The following is an 18,313-nucleotide window of genomic DNA, read 5'->3' as shown; positions in this document are numbered from 1 at the left end:
GGTCCGCGCGTGGATCGTCTCACCCGCAGCCAAATCACCCCGAAGACTTAGCACTAGCCCACCACGCGGAAGATTGGAGACCTCCCGTCCTGGTAGCGCCCCGAAAACTTGCGCCTAGTGGCCGCCGCGGCGGTAGCGCCGGCCGCTGGCGCCCCGGCGCGGACGCAGCACCGTCACGATTTCCCCAGTCCGATCGCTCCACACGATGCTGAGCCCGCGCAGCCGCTCACGCTCAGCGCCGAGGCGGTCGGCCAAATCCGGGTCGTCGAGCCGGTCACGGGTCATCCGCAGCACGGTGCAGCCGCCGCCGACCGGCGCCTCGAAATCGGCATAGCTCATCAAGGCGTCGATCAGATGGTGCGGCACGCCCCGCTGCTGGGTGCGAATAGCCGCATGTTGAGTGAGCGCATACGTCATAGCCAAATCTCCCTGTCTTCTGAGCCTCACCTTGCAGGGGGCGCCCGACAGAATCGGTCGAGTGGGACTCGACGGCACATCAACCGCAGGTAAGCTCAGCGCGTCCAAGTTGGGGGGACGCCATGCGCCACGAGAAAGCACAGTCACTTTTGCACCTGGCGCGCGTCCTCGCCGGGTCGGCCGAGGGGCTCACCCTCGATGAGATGGCCGAGGTGGCGGGCACTGGCCGGCGCACGGTCGAGCGCATGCGCGACGCCCTGGAGCAGCTCTTCCCGCAGCTCGAATGCATCGAAGAGCCGCCGTCCAAACGCTACCGGATGACAGCGGGCCTCGACGGGCTCTTCCAGGCGCCGACCGCCGAAGAGCTCGTCGCCCTAGGCACAACGGCAGAGGCCATGCGCTCGGCCGGCCACCACGACCGCGCCGCCGCCCTCGCGTCCATCGAGACCAAGGTTCGCGCCTCGATGCGGTCCTCGGCGCTTCGCAAGCTGGTGCCGGACATGGAAGCGCTACTGCACGCAGAGACCGTCGCCGTACAGGCGGGTCCGCGGCCCTTTGAGGACGAAACCGTGCTGGCCACCGTCCGCCACGCGGTCAAAGCCATGTGCGCGCTGAAGTTCTCTTACGACGGCGGCTCGACGCCGGGACGGATCCGGGAGGTGGCGCCCTACGGCCTGATGTTTGGCCGCACCAACTATCTCGTCGCCGCCGAACTGGGGACGACGGAACCCAAGTCGTGGCGGCTGGATCGCATCCACGACCTGACGCTGATGGACTGCCCGGCCCCGCCGCCGCAAGACTTTAGCCTGTCGGCCTTCGCCGGCCGCTCGTTCGGGGTCTTCCATGGGGACGCTGAAGACGTGGTTCTGCGCATCAAACCGCACGGCGCGGCGGACGCCTTGGGGTGGCGCTTCCATTCCAACCAACAGGTCGCCGAACAGGCCGATGGGTCAGTCCTGGTCAGCTTCACCGCCAGCGGCATGCTTGAGCTCGCTTGGCACCTGTTCACTTGGGCGGACAAGGTCGAGATCATCTCGCCGCCCAGGTTGCAGGACCTGATGGTTGCCGAACTGCAGAATGCCTTAGCGGCTCACCTTTCCCGTCACCCGACCGAATCTGTCGGGGACACACGGTAGCCTCCAAGAATGGCGGCGGATGATATTGGCGGGGAAACCGGTATGGATTTGATTTTGGGACTGGCCTGCGACGGGCGCGCCTATCCGGACTTCCCGGGCGAAGGGTCTGGCGCTCTGCACGCGGCGGTCGTCGGCCCGAGCGGCCTGATCGATGTCCTGGAAGTCCAGCTGGGACTGACGGGGCCGCGCGGCGCAGAGGCGGTTCGGATCGCCGCCTATGCCGCAAAATTGCGCGCGGCTTCGACAACAGGGAGCGCCCCGTTCTTCGCCGATTCCTTTTCGCGGGACCCCTGGGCCACCGCCAAGACGCTGCTGGGCTGGCGTGATCAACTGGTCGCCGCAGGCTGGCCCGGCCAGCCGATGGGCTCGGCTCGCCTCGACGACCTGGCCAAGGCCGAAGTCTCCGGGCCTTCGCTCCCGCCCGGGACGGCCGACCGTCTGTGCGCCGTACTGACCGCCCTCACGGACCAGCCGGCGATCACGCTCCACCGCTTGCGCCTGGTCGAGCCACGAGAACTGCTGCCGCCGCCCTGTCGCCGGCTCGTCGACCAGCTTGAGCGCTGCGACGTCACGATCGAGCAGGTCGCAAGGCCGGGCGCGGACGCTGATAGCGATCTGGACCGGGTGCGGGCCTTCCTCACCACGGGAACCTCGCCGCCGCTGAACGGCGATGCGAGTTTTGTGACGGTTGACGCCGATACGGCCCTGATGGCCGCTGAAGCGCTGGCCGAGTGGCTGGCCGCCGGGTCCGAAGAGGAACTGGCCGGGACGGTGATCGTCAGCTGCGACGGCGACACGGCGCTGCTGGATCGCGCCCTGCAGGCGCGGGGGCTGCCCGCCCTTGGGCAATCGGCCGCCTCGCCGTGGCGGGGCGCGCTGCAGGTCCTCCCCCTCGCCTTCGCCGCCAGCTGGGCGCCCTTCGACGCCAAGGCGTTGCTTGATCTCTTGTTGCTACCCCGGCCGCCTATCGGTCGGAGCGCCGCGCGCAAGCTGGCGCGCGCCCTGGCCCGCGAGCCAGGCACCGGCGCCGCCGCCTGGGATCGCGCCTGGGCGGATCTGGACGCAGACCTGACGGAACGGTTCGCCGATCATCCCCAAGCGGAGACCGAAATCAGCCGCCGCCGAGACCGCTGGCGCGAGTGGACGACCGGCGGGCTCTACAACCGGATCGACGGCATTCCGGCGGACGCCGCCCGGCGGATCGCCGGGCGCGTGGGCCAATGGGCCATCGAGACCGACGCGGGCGCCTCTGACCCCTTGCTGCTGACCGTGGCCGGCGCGGCCAGCGCCCTCACCCAAGCCATCGATGTCCTGGGTCAAGATCCCCTGCCGGCCCTCCTGGTCGAGCGGATGATCGAGCAGGTGCTGGCGGAAGGCGCCCAGAACCCTGAGCACGTCGCCACTGCTGGGGGTCTGCGTTGCGTGAAGAATCCGGCGTCCATCTGGGGGCCGGTCGAGCGTCTGATCTGGTGGGACTTCAAGGGTCCCGGCGACCGCGTGCCGACAAGCCCGTGGAGCCAGGCAGAGACGGCGGCCCTCACGAGTGCAGGGTGCGCGCTTGAGACGCCCTCGGCTGCGGCGGCGCGCATTGGATGGGGGTACGCCAACGCACTCCATCATGCGCAGACGCGCGCCCTGTTGATCCGCCCGGCCCTGTCCGGAGGCGAAGAGACCGTCAGTCACCCGCTGGCCCATCAGCTCAATCCCCTGATTCAACCCGCTGGGCGGAAGATCCGTTGGAGCGCGGAGCGACTGCTCGAAGACGCCGCCCACGATCTGGCGGGACGGCGTTTGCCTCGGGAGCTGGTCGCTATCGTCCAGCCGCCGCAGGCGCGCGCCCGCTGGACCTTGCCGGCTTCGGCGGTCGCCAAACTGGCCGACCGCAAGGAGAGCGCGACCAGCTTCGAGCGTCTCGCTGATTGTCAGATGCGCTGGATGCTCCTCGACGTCCTGCGACTCTCGCGCGGCCGGTTCTCGGAAATCCCCGGGCCGGATCAGCTGCTTGGCAATCTGGCCCACGAGATCGCAAACCACGTTCTCCAGCCTGGACCCGTGGCGGACGCCGAGGCGGTTCTGCAACAGGTCGACGCGGTGTTCGACGCTCTGCTGAGCGCCATCGCCTCGCCCCTTCAGCAGCCCGAATTCGCGGGTGAACTGGCCGCGGCCCGCGCCCGCGTCCCCGCCGCCCTCGCCGAACTTGCACGCCTGCTCCGGCAGAAAAACCTGGAGGTCGTAGGCACCGAACTCGATCGTGAGGCGGCGTTCGCCAACGGGCTGGCGGTGTTGGGCCGCCTCGACCTCGTGGTCCGCCACCCTGCCAAAGGGACGGGCGTGATTGACCTGAAATGGACGCGCAGCGCCAACCGTCGTCGCACTGAGCTCGCGGAAGGTCGGGCGCTGCAGCTGGCGACCTACGGCGCCATCGCCGACCCGGCGGCCGCAGCACCGGCCCCGGGCGCCTACTACCTTCTCAATCAGCGTCGGCTGATCGGGCCGACAGGGGCTTTCGTCGCCGACGAGGAGATCGAGGCCTCACGCTCGCTCACCGATACTTGGACCGACCTCGTCGAGACCTGGCGGGCTTGGCGCGATCTCGCCGCCAACGGCGTCGCCCTTGGCGCCGGCCTGCCGCGGGCCGCCGATCACTTCCCCGCCGATCTGCGCGTCAGTCCGAACGAGGAGCCTTGCCGCTACTGCGAACTCACCAGCCTTTGCCGCGTCACCCAGGAGGCGAACTGACCATGACCTCCGCCAAGATCAACACCGTCGTGGCCTCCGCCGGAGCCGGCAAGACAACGCGCATCGTCCGGGACATCGCCAGCGAGGTAGAAACCCGTGAACCGGAGGAAATCGTCGCCACCACCTTTACGGTGAAGGCGGCCGACGAACTCATCGAGCGGTCGCGCGCCCATCTTTTCAAGTCCGGGCGCGCTGAGAAGGCCGCACGTCTGCTTGGAGCCCGGTTCGGCACCGTCAATTCGATCTGCGGCCAGATTGTCGGCGAGCACGCGATCGATCTTGGTCGTTCGCCCCGCGCCGAGGTCATCCCGGAAGATGGCGTCTCGCGCCTGTTCGCCATCGCCGCCGACACCGCGATCGAGCGGCACGCGCCGGCGCTCAACGCCCTGGCCGACGCCATGGGCTTCTTCGAGCCCAAACGCGCCGCCGACGCCGAGCGCTCGGACTGGCGCTCGACCGTGCGACGGTTGATCGAATTGGCCCGCGCCAATGGTCTGGGCGCCGCAGGCCTCGCCCATTCCGCCGATCGGTCGGTCGAGACCTTCCTGGCTTTGCTGCCGGCTCCGTCTGTCAGCGCGGACGCGCTGGACAAGGCCCTGCAAGGCGCCGTGACCGCGGCCCTCGCTGTGTTTCCCGCCGAACTCGGCAATGACGGCAAGGCGGCGCTCAAGTTGCTGCGGCCGGTCCATACCGCCGCCCAACGCGGGGAGCGCCTGTCGTGGCCCGACTGGGCGCGGCTCTCGAAGGTCAAATGCGCCAAGAAGGACGGCCAGGCGCTGATCGACGCCCTGGACGCGGTGTCGCGCGCCGCCGCGCGCCACCCAGAGCATCCGCGGTTGCACGCGGACTGCGAAGCCTTCATCCGCACCCTCTTCACCTGCGCGGCCGAGGCGCTGGATGCCTACCAGGCCTACAAGGCCGCGCGCGGCTTGATGGACTTCATCGACCAGGAAGCCCTGGCGCTGGAGGTGCTCCAAGACCCGGCCATGGCCGGGCGCCTGGGGGAGCGGATCAGCCGCGTATTCGTCGACGAGTTTCAGGACTCCAGTCCACTGCAGATCGCCATCTTCACCGCGATGGCCGAGCTGGTCGACGCCAGCACCTGGGTCGGCGATCCGAAACAGGCGATCTACGGCTTCCGCAACGCAGACAGCGCCCTGACCCAGGCCGCGTTCGACGGCGTCGCCTCGACGACAACCGAGCCGCAGGAGGTGCTGGCCACATCCTACCGCAGCCGCGAGGGCATCGTATCCTTCGTCAACGCCGCCTTTGGTCCGGCCTTCACGGCCATGGGTCTGCCAGCCTCCGAACATGCCTTCGCGGGCACCGCGCGGAAGGAAGACGGCTTTGATCACGCGCCCTTCGCCGTCTGGTGGCTCGAGGGCAAGCTGGACCTGCAGTACGCCGCGCTCGCAGCGGGCATCCGCGACGCCATCGCCGACGGGTCAGATTGGGTCGTCGGCGACAAGGCCGAGGGCGGGGTGCGGCCGCTGAAGGCCGGCGACGTGGCCGTGCTCTGCCGCAGCCACGCTGACATCTTGCGTGTCGCCAGCTCACTCAGCCGTCTTGGGGTCAAGGTCGCCGTCGAACGTGACGGCTTGGCCAGGACGCCTCACGTCGAACTGGTGATGGCCGCCTTCCGTTGGGTCGCCGACCCGACGGATCGCCTCGCCTTGGCGGAACTTGCCCGCTTCTTCAGCGACGATCCGACCTCGGACCTCTGGCTGCAGGCGGTCAGCGCCGAGGATCAGGACGCGGCCCTGCAGGCCGCAGTCCCCATCTCGACCGCCCTGGCGAGCCTGCGTGAAACGGTCTTGACCCTCACCCCCGCCGATCTTGTCGACGCCTTGATCGTCCTGCCGGAGGTCATTCGGCGGATCGAGACCTGGGGCGACGTCGCGGCGCGGCTGGATGATCTTGAAGCCTTGCGCGGCTTCGCGCGGGCCTATGAAGCCAGCTGCGCCAGCTCCGGCGCGCCGGCGACCCCATCAGGCCTCGTGCTGGCCTTGGCGGCCGATGAACCCCGACGCCCCAAGAGCCTGCAGGCCGACGCTGTGAAGGTGATGACCTACCACGGCGCCAAGGGGCTCGAGTGGCCGCTGGTCGTCCTCACCGGGCTCAATCGTGAACCCAAGCCGCGCCTCTTCGAACCCGTGGCCGAGGCCGAAGGCGCCCTGGACTGGCGCGATCCGCTGGCTGGCCGCTGGATCCGCTACTGGCCATGGCCCTATGCAAGCCAGAGCAAGGACGTCGGCCTGGATGAAGCCGCGTTGACCTCGCCGCTGGGCCAGGCCGCCGAGCTTCGCGCCCGTCAGGAGGAAACCCGGCTGCTCTATGTCGGCGTGACCCGCGCCCGAGACTACGCGGTGTTCGCCCCGCCCGCGAAGGGCGAGCTCAAGTGGCTGCAGGTCCTCGACGGGACCGCGCCCGGCCATGTCGCCCTGCCCTCGGGCGCCAACAATGTCCTGACGGCCGGACGGGAGACCTTCGCCGCGCGCGTGAGCCCGCTTGTGGTCGATGACGCCCTCGTCCCACCGGTCGTGCGTCCGACCTATGTTCGCCTGACGCGTCAACGTCGCGATCGGGCCCCGTTGCATCGGCGGCCGAGCAGCGAGGCAAGCTCCAGCCCTTTCGTGGTCGTCGAGAAGATCCAACTCGGCCCGCGTCTGCCCTTTGTCGGTGCCCCCGACATGCTTGCGCTTGGCGAGGCGGTTCACGCCATTTTCGCCGCGGACGACGCTCATGCCTCCGGCGAAGCCCGGTTGGCGAAGGCCAATCGCATCCTGGAGCGCTGGAACGTGCATCAGGTTCAGGCTCAGGACGTGCTCGACGCCTGTGATCGCCTGCAGCGTCACTTGGGCGGCTTGTGGCCCAACGGACGGCTTCACCGCGAGACGCCGGTGTTCGCCCGGCTCGGCGATCAACTGGTGTCAGGCCGGATCGACCTTCTGGCGGAACACGACGCTGGCTTCGCGGTCATCGATCACAAGAGCTTTCCCGGCTCGCGCGACACTTGGGAGACCCGCGCCGTCAGCTATGGGCCTCAGCTCGGCCTCTATGCCGAGGCGATCGAAGCGGCCGTCGGCCAGGCCTGTGACGGCCTCTACATTCACATGCCGATCGTCGGCGCCCTGCTCAGGGTCGCGCGCCAAACCGAGGCTGCGGTTTGAATACGCTCGATCCCCTCGCCGGCGCGCAAGCCGCGCTGCTCGACCATCTGCCCAAGGCCGCCATCCTGGCGCGCTACCAGGTCGCCGGCGGCCAGGAATTGGTCAGCGGCAAGTTCGCCAACCCTGAGTCCTCGGCCGCCCTGGCCGCCAACGCCTTCGGCTTCTTCGCTGATCGGCCGGAGGCTTTGAGCCTGCCCGGCCTCGTTGCGGCCGGGGACGCCCGGTGCGTCGACCTCGAGGTTGAGATGCGCTTCCCCTGGAGCGGCGGCCACCACCCCTGGCTCGACGTTGGGGTAGAGACGGACGGCCAGCTGATCGGCATCGAATCCAAGCGCTATGAGCCCTTCAGGGACCGTAAGTCGGCCAACTTCTCCGCGGCCTATTCCCGGCCGGTATGGGGTGAGGCGATGGGCGCCTTTGAGGCGATGCGCGATAGCCTGGTGCAAGGCCGCGCCTTTGTGTTCCTCGACGCCGCCCAGTTGGTGAAGCACGCCTTTGGTCTGCGGACTCAGGCCCAAGCCACCGGCCGTCGGGCGGTGCTCTGTTATCTCTACGCTGAACCTCATGCCTACCCGGACGGGCCGCCGGTCTCCCGTGCGGCCATTGACGGCCACCGCGCGGAGCTGGCGACCTTCAGCGCCGAGGTGAGCGATGCGCTCGCCGAGGTCGCCTTCTGCAGCCTGTCCTACGCCGACCTCATGGAGCACTGGTCGAACTCGCCGGCCTTGGCCGACCATGCCGTCGCCATGGCGGCGCGCTTCGACATGGGTGGGCAATGACGAGGCTGCGCGTCATCGATCTGGAGACGACGGGTACGGAGCCGCCGGCGGAGATCATCGAATTCGGCCGCGTCGATGTGGTGATCAACGACCAAGGCGCATCCGTCGAGCCGCCCCAGTCCTGGCTCTATCGGCCCCTGCGCGGCATTCCCCCAGAGACGATGGCCGTCCACCACATCACTGAAGCGGACTTCGGGCCGAATACCCCGGTCTGCACGCCCGATCAGTTGCACGCGGCGGTGTGGACCGGCCCCGCCCCCGCGGCGCTGGTGGCGCACAGCTGCGCCTTCGAGCGCCAGTTCATCACCGAAGCCACGACGGGCGCGATCCCCTGGATCTGCACCTACAAGGTCGCGATGCACGTCTGGCCCGACGCGCCGCGCCACTCCAACCAGGTGCTGCGCTACTGGCGCGGCCTGACCCTCGACAACGCCCTGGCCATGCCGCCTCACCGTGCCGGGCCGGACGCCTGGGTCACAGCCCACCTCCTCGCCGAGCTGGCCCGGTTCGCAAGCTTCGATCAGATGGTTGCTTGGACCCGCGAACCGCGGCCCATGCCGGTGCTCACCTTTGGCAAGCATCGCGGCCAACCCTGGGCGCAGGTGCCGAGCGATTACCTGCAATGGATGGTCAGCCAGACCGATATGGACGCAGATACGGTTTGGCACGCTCGAAGGGCGCTGGCGCTGCGGATTTGACACCCGACCGATTCTGTCGAGCGCACAGGCCAATCTAACCTCGGGGCCCATGGGGTGGCCCGGAGGACTCCATGAGCCGAGCGGTCCGTAACGCCCTGATGATCGCCGGTCTCCTGGCGCTGGCCTGGCTCCTGCTTGTGCTGGCCTGGCGTGTCGCCAAGTGGCTTTTCATCGCCGCGGTCTGGGTGCCGGCCCTTACGGTCGTTGGCGTGATTTTGCTCACCCAGGTCGTGACGCAACGCGTTCCACCCTGGATCGCACGTCTTCGCCGCGACCAGGCGCATCGCCCGCCAAGGCCTCCGGAGCTGATTTCGTGACCCTTCCAGTTCGCCTGTCCCTCGACATCCCCGACCTCGCCACCGCGCCCGATGAGCTCATTCAAAGCCTGTTGCGCGCCCGAGACGGGCGATGGAGCCACCAGACCAAGGCCATGCTGTTGAAGGCCGGTACGGACCGGTTGACCCTGAACGATGCCTGGGCCTCCACGCCGATGAGCTGGGTCTGCCCGTGCTGCCAACGCGACAAGCCGAGCATCGCGCGCCTCACCCCCAGCGGCGTCCTGCTGTGTCAGCTGGACTATCACCATGACCATCTCAACGATCGCGCCAAGGCGATCTTCCGCGCCGACAATCCCTTTCCCGAGGCGCGGGAGTCTCGCGAGCAGCTGATCCGGGCCATCGACAGCTGCCGCCAGCTCATCGAGCGCTTCACCACCAGCCTGCTCTGCAACGACTGCAACACCGCCGAGGGCGCGGCCAAGTTGGCGCTGAGGGACGAGGTCGACCCGGACTTCTCCTTCTCGCCAAAGGAAATCGCGCTCTTCATCAAGCCTAGGCTCAATCAGCCGCACGACATCGATGTCGAACAGGCGCGCGAGATCTGGCGCACCTTGAAGCCGGTGTTCGAAGATCTGGTCGCCTTCGCCGCGACCCTGTCCAAGCGCGTGGCCGATGGCCGGCATCGCAAGGAGGGGCGGCCGGGCTCGCCCTACGGCCGGCCGCTGTCCGATCCCGAGATCGTCCATCAGCTCCTCGTGGCCCAGGCCGGCGATCACTATCGCCCCTACCAGCTGGCCGGCCACCTCGACGCTCGCTCCCGCTCAGCGGCCGGCGCCGGCAGTTCGATGCGGCCCAAGCGGCGGTCCGGCAGCGCCGCTCCGCCAGCCGAGACCTTCGCCGCCCTCGACGCACAACAGCAGACCTTCGCGCCTTGGCGAGCGGCGCCAGCCGATTGGCGCTGCGAGGTTTGCGACCGAAGCAAGATCGAGATCTGCCGTAAGTCGAACGCCGGCCGCTGGTCAGCCCAGATTCATGACGTCCCGGAGTTCGAGCTGGAGACCGACCCGGTCAACCTCGGTTACCGGCTGGAAGAACGGGGGCGTCCGATCATCGGCGGCCACCGCAGCGCCCTGATCTGCCACGACTGCCGCAACATTCTCGCTGAAGCGAAGCGGCGGTCACCGGGTCTGACCGACGCCAGCCTGACCTTTGAAGATCTCCGTGCGGTCATCCTGGCGGTCGAACCGAACGGCCGGCACGAGGTCGACTTCGCCGCTGTGCTGGAGCGAGGCCAGGCGAACACAGATCGAGTCACGGCGGTCAGCGACTATTGGCTCCACCGGAGCCTCGCCTCGGGGATCTTCCATCAGGCCACGCGTCTCCACAAACGCCTCGGCTGGTCGGTCGAGGACGTGGAATGGACGCTCGCCGCCGAGACCCTGCCCAGCGCGGAGGAAGATCCCGACCGGGCGCTGGCGCACATCCGTTGGCTGATTGACCAAGGCGCGGCCTTCGCCAAGCAGGATCGGCCCGACTAGCGCCCCGCCAGCCCAGCGACCTGCCGCTGCAGGCGCTCGCGGGCGGCATCGATACGGTCGGCATTCGTCTTGGCCGACAACGCCGCGCGTGGCTTGCGGCCGAGGAAGTAGGCGATCCGCTCGGCATTGGCCCCGCTAGGGTGCGGCAGGCCCGTCAGGATACGCGCGGGATCGAGCCGTCCGGCGTCGGCAAGGTGTTTCAGACCCGCCTCGGCATGTCCGCCAAGCGGCACCCAGATCGCCCGCGGCAGGGCGGCGGCCTCTTCAGCCAGATGCGTCTCCACCATCTTGCGCAGAACGGCATGGGACAGAGGCGCCGGCGCGCCCGAATAGTTGGCGCCTCCGGCCAGGTAGACCGGATAGCGCAGCATCGAGGTGAAATGGACGAGGGGACTGCCGGGCTCAAAGAACGCCGCAGCGCTGTCCCGGCCGAACTTTTGCGGCACGCCGACCAGGTCGAGCATCGCAATCAGCGACGAGCGCATCGATCCACTGAAGCTCGCCGTCGACTTCGCAGCGGCCAGGGCCCCCTCGAGGTCCCGCCCCGCCTTCAACTGCGCCTGCAGCGCCTCCAGCGCGTTGGCGGCTTGCGTGCGTCCTGGCGTCAGCCCGACGAGCACCAGCTCGGCCTGGCGGGCGATATGGTCAAATGGTGCGTAGGAGACGAAGAGGTCGCGCCCGTCCGACAAAGTCAGCTCTGACGGCGTGACGCCTCGGCGATATGCCGCCAAGTCCAGTCGGCGTGCGGCGTCGATATAGGTTTGCATCAAGAAGACTCAGGCGAACGCGAACAAGTCTTCGACCCTAGACCATCGCGGAGCGCGAGGAGCGATCCGCGCCCCAGAAAATGAAGGCTGCAAGGAGCCCGCGCATCGCGCGTGGCGGGACGCGCCGTCGAGCGGTGGGCGGCGCCCGAAAGGCGCCCGTAGGGGCGGACCCGTAGGAGCCGCGGCACGCGGCGGGACCGAGCACGCCCGCCCGCCGCTCTCCGCTTCCTCGACAACCGTCTTTGGACAATTATCTTGAAAAATCGCCCATAACTGGCCATATATGGACAGTGCTACAGACGCCTTCTGAAATTCTGCTAGACCTTGCCGGGCGCATTAAGGCGTGCCGGGTCGCCTTGGGCTGGCCGCAACTGGAAGCCGCTCAGCGGGCCGGGGTCGCCTACAGAACCTGGCGGCGTTTGGAGACCGAAGGTCATGCCTCATTGGAGGATATGGTCAAGGCCGCCGTCGCCCTGCGCTGCGAGGATACCCTGAAGACGCTGTTTCCCCTCCCGGCGGCCAGTAGCCTCGATGCGCTCTTAGCGCAGCAGGCCGCCGGCGTCTCGTCTCGGCCGGTGCGCGTGCGAGCCGCGAGGTCACGCGCGCCGAAGGTCACGCATCCATGAAGCTCGCGCCCGGGACCCCTCTGACCGCCAGCCTGACTTTCAATGAAGACCAAGGCCCCCTGCCCGTCGGGCGTCTGGCGATGGCCGGCGGCCTGGCGCAGCTGGAGTGGTCGCCCGAACTGATCGCTGCGCCGATGCCGGTCTCGGCCCTGCTCTATCCGCCGGAACCGGGGCTTCATCCCGCCCGTGGCCGTGACTTTGACGGCCTGCACGGCTTCCTCTCCGACAGCCTGCCTGAGGGCTGGGGCTACCTCGTCATGCGCCGCCGCCTCAGCAAGCTGGGCGTCGCCATCGAGACACTGAGCGCCCTGGATCGCCTGGCCCTGGTCGGGGACCACGGGCGCGGCGCCCTCACCTACCGGCCTCCGACGGCGCCGCCACCGGAGGTCGATAGCCTCGATCTTGACGCCCTGGCCGCCGAGTCGACGGCGATACTGGCCGGCGAGGAGGGCGACCTTGCCGACACCTTGGCCACCCTGGCGGGCGGCTCGGGCGGCGCCCGGCCCAAGGTTCACGTCGGATTCGACGCTGAGGGGCGGATCTCGGTCTCGGATGGCGAGACAGCCGCGGGGCACGAGGCCTGGATCGTCAAGTTCGCAGCGACCAACGATCCGCCGGACATCGGCCCTATCGAAGCGGCCTACGCGGCCATGGCCCTGGCCGCCGGCCTAACGATGGCCCCCTACCGCCTGCTGCCGTCCAAGACCGGCCCCGGCTATTTCGCCACCCGCCGGTTCGATCGCCCAGAACCCGTGCGGCGCCTGCACATGGTCTCGTTGAGCGGCGCGGTCGAGGTGCCGTGGCGCACGCCTGCAAGCTACGATCTCTTCCTGCGCGCGACCCTAGCCATCACCCGCCACGCTGACGACCTCCACGCCGCCTTCCGGCGCATGGTCTTCAATGTGCTGGCCAGCAATCGTGACGATCACACGCGCCAGCACAGCTACCTGATGGACGAGACCGGAGGATGGAGGCTCGCCCCAGCCTACGACCTGACCTATTCGGCTGGGCCGGGCGGCGAGCACTATCTCGACGTCGAGGGCGAGGGCAAAAACCCGACCCGCGAACAGGCGCGCAGCCTCGGACGTCGCCATGGCCTGCCCGATCGGCTGATCGACACCATCATCGACGAGGTCCGCGCCGCCCTGGGGGACTGGGCGCGCTTCGCCGAGGAGGCTGGCGTCACCAAGGCCTCGCGCGCCGAGATCGCCGCCGCGCTGAAGGATGTGGCCGCACGCTTCTCGCCGTAAACCCTAAGCGCACTGGACGCTCGGGAAGAAGTCCCAGGACGACTGCGAACTGTGCTGAATGTCATGTTTTAGAGGTGTGGCCAGAGGCAAGCTTTGGCAATAGCCAGCGATTTTCCGGTCGCTCGTAGCCCTCATACTGCCAGAAACCGTTCTGAGGTGAAGTTACGCCGGCCACACGCAAATCTGCGGCGACCCTGCATAGTTTTGCGTAGTAAAAAGCACGAGCCCCCAAGCTGGCCAGCCGAGCCAACTGCTGGATCTGCAGGCTAGCTCCCACTGCGATTTTTCTCACACAGGAAGTGGTCAGGCGAGGCGGGGGGAAAAGTGCGGCGCGCTGATGTTTGAGAGGTGGCTTGGGCAAGTGCGTAGGTCGCCTCCCTCCGCTGCCGCTCTAAGCATTGCCGGAGGCAACCTCAGGACGGCTGATATGGATCAGTCGCCTCCCTTTATGACCGGGCCCACACCACTTCGCGGGAGCCAAACCTTCTTCTTGTTGTCCCATCGGTGCGTCTTCCGACGCTCAGTCCGCCGCGCGAGGTCGGCGATACTGGCTTGCCGGCTAGCGACCGACCAGACGATGTGGTCGGTGATGTGTTCAAACTCGGGGAGTTGTTCGCCTAGCTCGTCGTCCGAATGCTGAACGTCGCCCGTTCTCAAGTCGATGTTGATCGAAACGCCCGTTCCGATCACGTGCCATCTGTCACAGTCGCGGTTCGTGACCTTGCAGCCGGACAGCTCCAGCTGGTGCTTCATGTCTGGCCATTGCGCTCGACGGACTTCTGCCCTCCTGGCACGTCGAGCGACGTCAGCCTCGACGGCGATCGCGATCATCGCCCCACTAGCCTTCTCCCACTGTCCCCGATCAACTCCAGCTTGGGCCACTTCGGCTGGCATGTTGCGAAGTGCCTGCACGATTTCGATCGCTGATGCTTCGGGTTCTTCGGCAGCATGGGCCAGCACGTCGATAATGGATTGGTAGGCGGACATTCGACCTCACTCTGCTCCGAAACTTCTCCCAATAGGGACTATAATCCCTAGAGAACATAGTCCCGATCGCAGTCCATCAAGGGGATGGATTGGCGCGTCATTCTTGGGGAAAAAGTCCGTCAACTGCGGCTCGAGCGCGGCATCACCCAGGAGCAACTGGCGTTCGAGGCGAAGGTCGACCTGACGTACGTCGGTGGAATTGAGCGTGGTCGCCGAAACCCGAGCTTGTTGGTCATAGCCCGAATCGCTGCCGCTCTAGGCGCCGAGCCAGCTGATCTGATAGCCCAAAAAGCAAGGGCTAAAGACTCAAAAGCTGGAATGCTCAACAAGTTGGTGTTGTGCGGGAGATAATGCGTCTCCGCACAACGCAACCCTGTCGCATTGCACCTTGAAATGCTGAATTTGGGTCTCCTCATCCATGAGGAGTCTCCATGAAAGCCCACCTCTATCGCTGGCTACGAGCCCAGCGCATCAATCCCAAAGACAAGTTTGTTCTCCAGAAGCTCTGCGACTATGCGAACGACAATACCCTGGAGGCCGGCGTCAGGGTCGCGGACCTGATGCAAGATACCTGCTGGTCCGAGCGCTCCGTCCAGAACAGCTTACGCAAGCTCGAGGCTGACGGGCTCATTAGCGACACCGGACGCAAGAAGCGCCTCGCCAATGGTGGTACGCCCCGCCTCTATCGTCTGGCGCCCAACGTCACTTTCGGGGGCGCAGCCACTGCACCCCGGGGGAGGGGTCATCTGCACCCCGAGGGGCGTAACTGTGTGCACCCCAATAAAGAAACTGGAATAAATCTCTCTAGAGAGATGGCGAAGCAAAGCAATGTTGCTTCTCCTGTCCCGGACCAGATCAGAAGGATGTTTCTGGATCAGCCCGGCAAAGGCTGGGTGATCTCCTATCTCGACAGATGCGAATGGGATGCGACGGACCGCACACTGACCCCGGCCAACGATTACGCCGGCGACCGGATCAAGTCTGACGCAGGTCGCCAGCTCAAATCCCTTCAGATCACCGTACTGAAGAGGAACGGCTGATGGCGGCTCCCATTAACGCAGGCGCGGCGCGATCAGTCCGCGGTGCGAACGATAACCCCGTCCCCGGCGAGGCCTGTGTCACTGACGCGGGCGCTCCCCTGCCCTGCCCCTTGATCACCAGGGAAGAGCTGCGGCTTCTCCAGCCGCTGATCGAGGCTATTGCGCGGATGGCGGCGAGGCGCGTATCCGCCACGACCCTTTCGTCCGGCCCGGAGGTGCGTCGATGCGCGTAGCCCTTTACGCCCGCTATTCGTCCGACCAGCAGAACGCCCGGTCGGCCGAGGATCAGCTCCAGGCGCTCCGGCTTCTGGTCCAGGCCCGGGGCTGGTCAGTGGTCGAGGAATTCTCTGACCTCGGCATCTCGGGCGCCAACCTGTCTAATCGGCCGGGTGTGCAGCAGCTCCTCCGGGGCGCCGAGCGCGGGGCCTTCGACGTCGTCTTCACCGAGGCGCTGGATCGTCTTTCGCGGGATCAAGAGGGCACCGCCCACCTCTACAAGCGGCTGACCTTCTACGGCGCGGCGCTGGAGACGATCTCGGAAGGCCGCATCACCGAGCTCCACGTCGGTCTGTCCGGAACGATGAACCAGATGTTCTTGGTCGAGCTCGGCAAGAAGACCCGTCGTGGCCTGTTGGCGCGGGTGAAGGCGGGCCGCTCGGGCGGTGGTCGCTGCTACGGCTATCGGGTGGCGCGTGGCGCAGACGATGAGCGCGGGCTTCTGGATATCGACCAGGAGCAGGCCGAAGTCATCCGCAGGATTTTCACCGACTACGCCGCCGGCAAGTCGCCCCGCCTGATCGCGCACGCTCTCAACCGCGAGGGCGTGCCGGGTCCGCGCGGCGGAGAGTGGACCCCCTCGGCCGTCTACGGCGACCGGCGGGCGAAGGATGGCATCCTGTGTCAGGAGCTCTATGTCGGCGTCCGGGTCTTCAACCGGCGCAAGTTCAGGAAGCACCCGGACACGGGCAGGCGCTCTTCCGTCCTCAATCCCGAGTCTGAATGGATCCGCGAACCCGCGCCCGAACTGCGCATCATCGACGATGCGTTGTGGGCTGCGGCCCAGGCCCGGCAGGAGGCCCTGACAGATCAGCCGGCCGAGCAGGCCAGACGGCCCAAACGCCTTCTGTCCGGACTGCTCAAGTGCGGCCTGTGCGGTTCGGGCATGACCCTGAACGGCAACAAGTACGCCTGCAGCGCGGCGCGTGAGCGCGGCACCTGCTCGAACAAGAAGATCATCGCTGCGCCAACGGTCGAGGCGCGCGTGCTGGACGGCATCCGCGACAAGCTGCTGTCGCCTCAGGCCATGGCCGCTGCCGTCGATCAGCTGCGCGAGGAGAGCCAGAACCGCCGGCGAGAGACCTTGGCGGCCCGGGCCCCGATGGAGCGGGAGCTGGCCGAGATCGCACGCAAGCTCGAACGCGCCCAGACCTTGTGCATCGATGGAGCTATGGAGATCGAGGAACTGAAGAGCCGTAGTGCTCCGCTGAAGGCCCGGCGCACCGAGCTTCATGCCCTTCTCGCCGAGGTCGATGAGCCGGAGACGGTGGCCCTGCATCCGGCCGCGGCACAGGCCTACGCGCAACTGGCCTCGCGTCTTTACGAGGCCCTTGAGGGCGATGAAGGCGAAGAGGTCCGCAACGAGCTTCGCAAGCTGATCGAGGGCGTCGACCTGCATCCGTTGGAGCAGAAGGGCAAGTTCGAGCTGGAGGTCCGCGGCACGCTCGCGGCCCTCCTGGGCGTGGGTAGAGCCCAGACAGCAAAAAGCCCCGCGGCCGGTAGCAGCGGGGCTTTTGGTCTCACTTCGGCAAGTGAGGTAACATTGGGTGCGGGAGCAGGATTTGAACCTGCGACCTTCAGGTTATGAGCCTGACGAGCTACCGGGCTGCTCCATCCCGCGGCAAACGGTAGGCGTGAGAGGAAGAACCGTTCGAGATCATCACACTATCGGCTGTCCGCTCGGTAGACCCGGCGGCGACCTACTCTCCCGCGCCTTGAGACGAAGTACCATTGGCTCTGGAGGGCTTAACGACCGAGTTCGGAATGGGATCGGGTGGGGAACCTCCGACATAGCCACCAGGTCAACCGAGCGGACAGCGGATAGTGCGAGAAGACATTGTTGACATAGTCGAATGAGTTTTGCTGAGAAACGATCAAGCCGATCGGATTATTAGTACCAGTAAGCTTCACGCGTCACCGCGCTTCCACACCTGGCCTATCAACGTGGTAGTCTTCCACGATCCTCAGCGAAGCCTTGTTTTGAGGTTAGTTTCCCGCTTAGATGCTTTCAGCGGTTATCTATTCCGTACTTAGCTACCCTGCTGCACGGCTGGCGCCATGACAGGTCCACCAGAGGTACGTCCATCCCGGTCCTCTCGTACTAGGGACAGATCCTCTCAAGCTTCGAACACCCACGGCAGATAGGGACCAAACTGTCTCACGACGTTCTGAACCCAGCTCACGTACCACTTTAATCGGCGAACAGCCGAACCCTTGGGACCTGCTCCAGCCCCAGGATGTGATGAGCCGACATCGAGGTGCCAAACTTTGCCGTCGATATGGACTCTTGGGCAAAATCAGCCTGTTATCCCTAGAGTACCTTTTATCCGTTGAGCGATGGCCCTTCCACGCGGGACCACCGGATCACTATGGCCGACTTTCGTCTCTGCTCGACTTGTCAGTCTCGCAGTCAGGCGAGCTTATGCCATTGCACTCGACGAGCGATTTCCGACCGCTCTGAGCTCACCATCGCGCGCCTCCGTTACACTTTGGGAGGCGACCGCCCCAGTCAAACTACCCACCACGCCATGTCCCGGGACCGGATAACGGCCCTCGGTTAGACGTCAACGACAGTAAGGGTGGTATTTCAAGGATGGCTCCACCAGAGCTGG

At 66.6% G+C, this 18,313-nt stretch carries 14 protein-coding genes, 1 tRNA gene and 2 rRNA genes (1 of these 17 only partly in view); 11 read left to right on the top strand and 6 right to left on the bottom strand.

Going from position 1 to position 18,313, the window contains the following annotated elements:
- Nucleotides 1-114: 114 nt before the first annotated feature.
- A complete protein-coding gene (locus Q333_RS0102890; RefSeq protein WP_029415244.1) occupies nt 115-417 on the bottom strand; it encodes a hypothetical protein in 303 nt (100 codons plus the stop codon).
- A 122-nt stretch (nt 418-539) separates the two neighbouring features.
- Between Q333_RS0102890 and Q333_RS0102885 the strand changes: the two genes are divergently transcribed.
- The 7 genes from Q333_RS0102885 to Q333_RS0102855 all read left to right on the top strand — a co-directional run bounded on the left by Q333_RS0102885 (nt 540) and on the right by Q333_RS0102855 (nt 10,755).
- Nucleotides 540-1,553 (top strand): helix-turn-helix transcriptional regulator, encoded by a 1,014-nt coding sequence (locus tag Q333_RS0102885; RefSeq protein WP_029415243.1) that lies wholly within the window; start codon nt 540-542, stop codon nt 1,551-1,553.
- 42 nt (nt 1,554-1,595) lie between these two features.
- Nucleotides 1,596-4,292 (top strand): PD-(D/E)XK nuclease family protein, encoded by a 2,697-nt coding sequence (locus Q333_RS0102880; protein ID WP_029415242.1) that lies wholly within the window; start codon nt 1,596-1,598, stop codon nt 4,290-4,292.
- Between the two features lie 2 nt (nt 4,293-4,294).
- A complete protein-coding gene (locus Q333_RS0102875; protein ID WP_029415241.1) occupies nt 4,295-7,462 on the top strand; it encodes a UvrD-helicase domain-containing protein in 3,168 nt (1,055 codons plus the stop codon).
- Nucleotides 7,459-8,241 carry a PGN_0703 family putative restriction endonuclease gene (locus Q333_RS0102870; RefSeq protein WP_029415240.1) on the top strand — a complete coding sequence of 261 codons (783 nt, stop codon included), beginning with the start codon at nt 7,459-7,461 and terminating at the stop codon, nt 8,239-8,241. The genes Q333_RS0102875 and Q333_RS0102870 overlap by 4 nt, the downstream gene beginning before the upstream one ends.
- Nucleotides 8,238-8,939, top strand: a complete 702-nt coding sequence (locus Q333_RS0102865; protein ID WP_051651081.1) for an exonuclease domain-containing protein — start codon at nt 8,238-8,240, stop codon at nt 8,937-8,939. Before Q333_RS0102870 ends, Q333_RS0102865 begins: the two co-directional genes overlap by 4 nt.
- Nucleotides 8,940-9,010: 71 nt before the next feature.
- Complete coding sequence (locus Q333_RS0102860; RefSeq protein WP_029415238.1) at nt 9,011-9,256, top strand: hypothetical protein; 246 nt, start codon at nt 9,011-9,013, stop codon at nt 9,254-9,256.
- Nucleotides 9,253-10,755: a hypothetical protein gene (locus tag Q333_RS0102855; RefSeq protein ID WP_029415237.1), complete on the top strand. Its 1,503-nt coding sequence runs from the start codon at nt 9,253-9,255 to the stop codon at nt 10,753-10,755. Before Q333_RS0102860 ends, Q333_RS0102855 begins: the two co-directional genes overlap by 4 nt.
- On the opposite strand, the gene Q333_RS0102850 is transcribed toward Q333_RS0102855, so the two are convergent.
- On the bottom strand, nt 10,752-11,525 hold the full coding sequence (locus tag Q333_RS0102850) for a hypothetical protein (protein ID WP_211249685.1): 774 nt from the start codon (nt 11,523-11,525) through the stop codon (nt 10,752-10,754). The genes Q333_RS0102855 and Q333_RS0102850 overlap by 4 nt on opposite strands.
- 619 nt (nt 11,526-12,144) lie before the next feature.
- On the opposite strand from Q333_RS0102850, the gene Q333_RS0102840 reads away from it, so the two are divergent.
- Entirely contained in the window at nt 12,145-13,398 is a 1,254-nt protein-coding gene (locus Q333_RS0102840) for a type II toxin-antitoxin system HipA family toxin (protein ID WP_029415234.1), read from the top strand.
- A gap of 432 nt (nt 13,399-13,830) precedes the next feature.
- On the opposite strand, the gene Q333_RS0102835 is transcribed toward Q333_RS0102840, so the two are convergent.
- Nucleotides 13,831-14,385, bottom strand: a complete 555-nt coding sequence (locus tag Q333_RS0102835) for a hypothetical protein (protein ID WP_029415233.1) — start codon at nt 14,383-14,385, stop codon at nt 13,831-13,833.
- Nucleotides 14,386-14,469: 84 nt separating this feature from the next.
- Between Q333_RS0102835 and Q333_RS17240 the strand changes: the two genes are divergently transcribed.
- The 3 genes from Q333_RS17240 to Q333_RS18025 all read left to right on the top strand — a co-directional run bounded on the left by Q333_RS17240 (nt 14,470) and on the right by Q333_RS18025 (nt 17,289).
- Nucleotides 14,470-14,736 carry a helix-turn-helix domain-containing protein gene (locus Q333_RS17240; RefSeq protein WP_084175702.1) on the top strand — a complete coding sequence of 89 codons (267 nt, stop codon included), beginning with the start codon at nt 14,470-14,472 and terminating at the stop codon, nt 14,734-14,736.
- A gap of 80 nt (nt 14,737-14,816) precedes the next feature.
- Nucleotides 14,817-15,425: a helix-turn-helix domain-containing protein gene (locus Q333_RS17550; RefSeq protein ID WP_157072346.1), complete on the top strand. Its 609-nt coding sequence runs from the start codon at nt 14,817-14,819 to the stop codon at nt 15,423-15,425.
- A 223-nt stretch (nt 15,426-15,648) separates the two neighbouring features.
- Complete coding sequence (locus Q333_RS18025; RefSeq protein WP_407059711.1) at nt 15,649-17,289, top strand: recombinase family protein; 1,641 nt, start codon at nt 15,649-15,651, stop codon at nt 17,287-17,289.
- Here Q333_RS18025 and Q333_RS0102820 read toward each other — a convergent pair.
- From Q333_RS0102820 to Q333_RS0102810, 3 genes are all read right to left on the bottom strand, one after another.
- Nucleotides 17,246-17,322 (bottom strand) — tRNA-Met (locus Q333_RS0102820). The two genes, Q333_RS18025 and Q333_RS0102820, sit on opposite strands and share 44 nt — an antisense overlap.
- A 66-nt stretch (nt 17,323-17,388) precedes the next feature.
- A 5S ribosomal RNA gene (rrf, locus tag Q333_RS0102815) occupies nt 17,389-17,503 on the bottom strand.
- A 68-nt stretch (nt 17,504-17,571) separates the two neighbouring features.
- Nucleotides 17,572-18,313, bottom strand: a 23S ribosomal RNA gene (locus Q333_RS0102810) (it continues 2,039 nt past the right edge of the window).

The organism is Brevundimonas bacteroides DSM 4726, assembly GCF_000701445.1.
Taxonomy (GTDB): Bacteria; Pseudomonadota; Alphaproteobacteria; order Caulobacterales; family Caulobacteraceae; genus Brevundimonas; species Brevundimonas bacteroides.
Note: the sequence above shows the minus strand (reverse complement) of the source record. Positions and strands in the feature narration are given on the sequence as shown.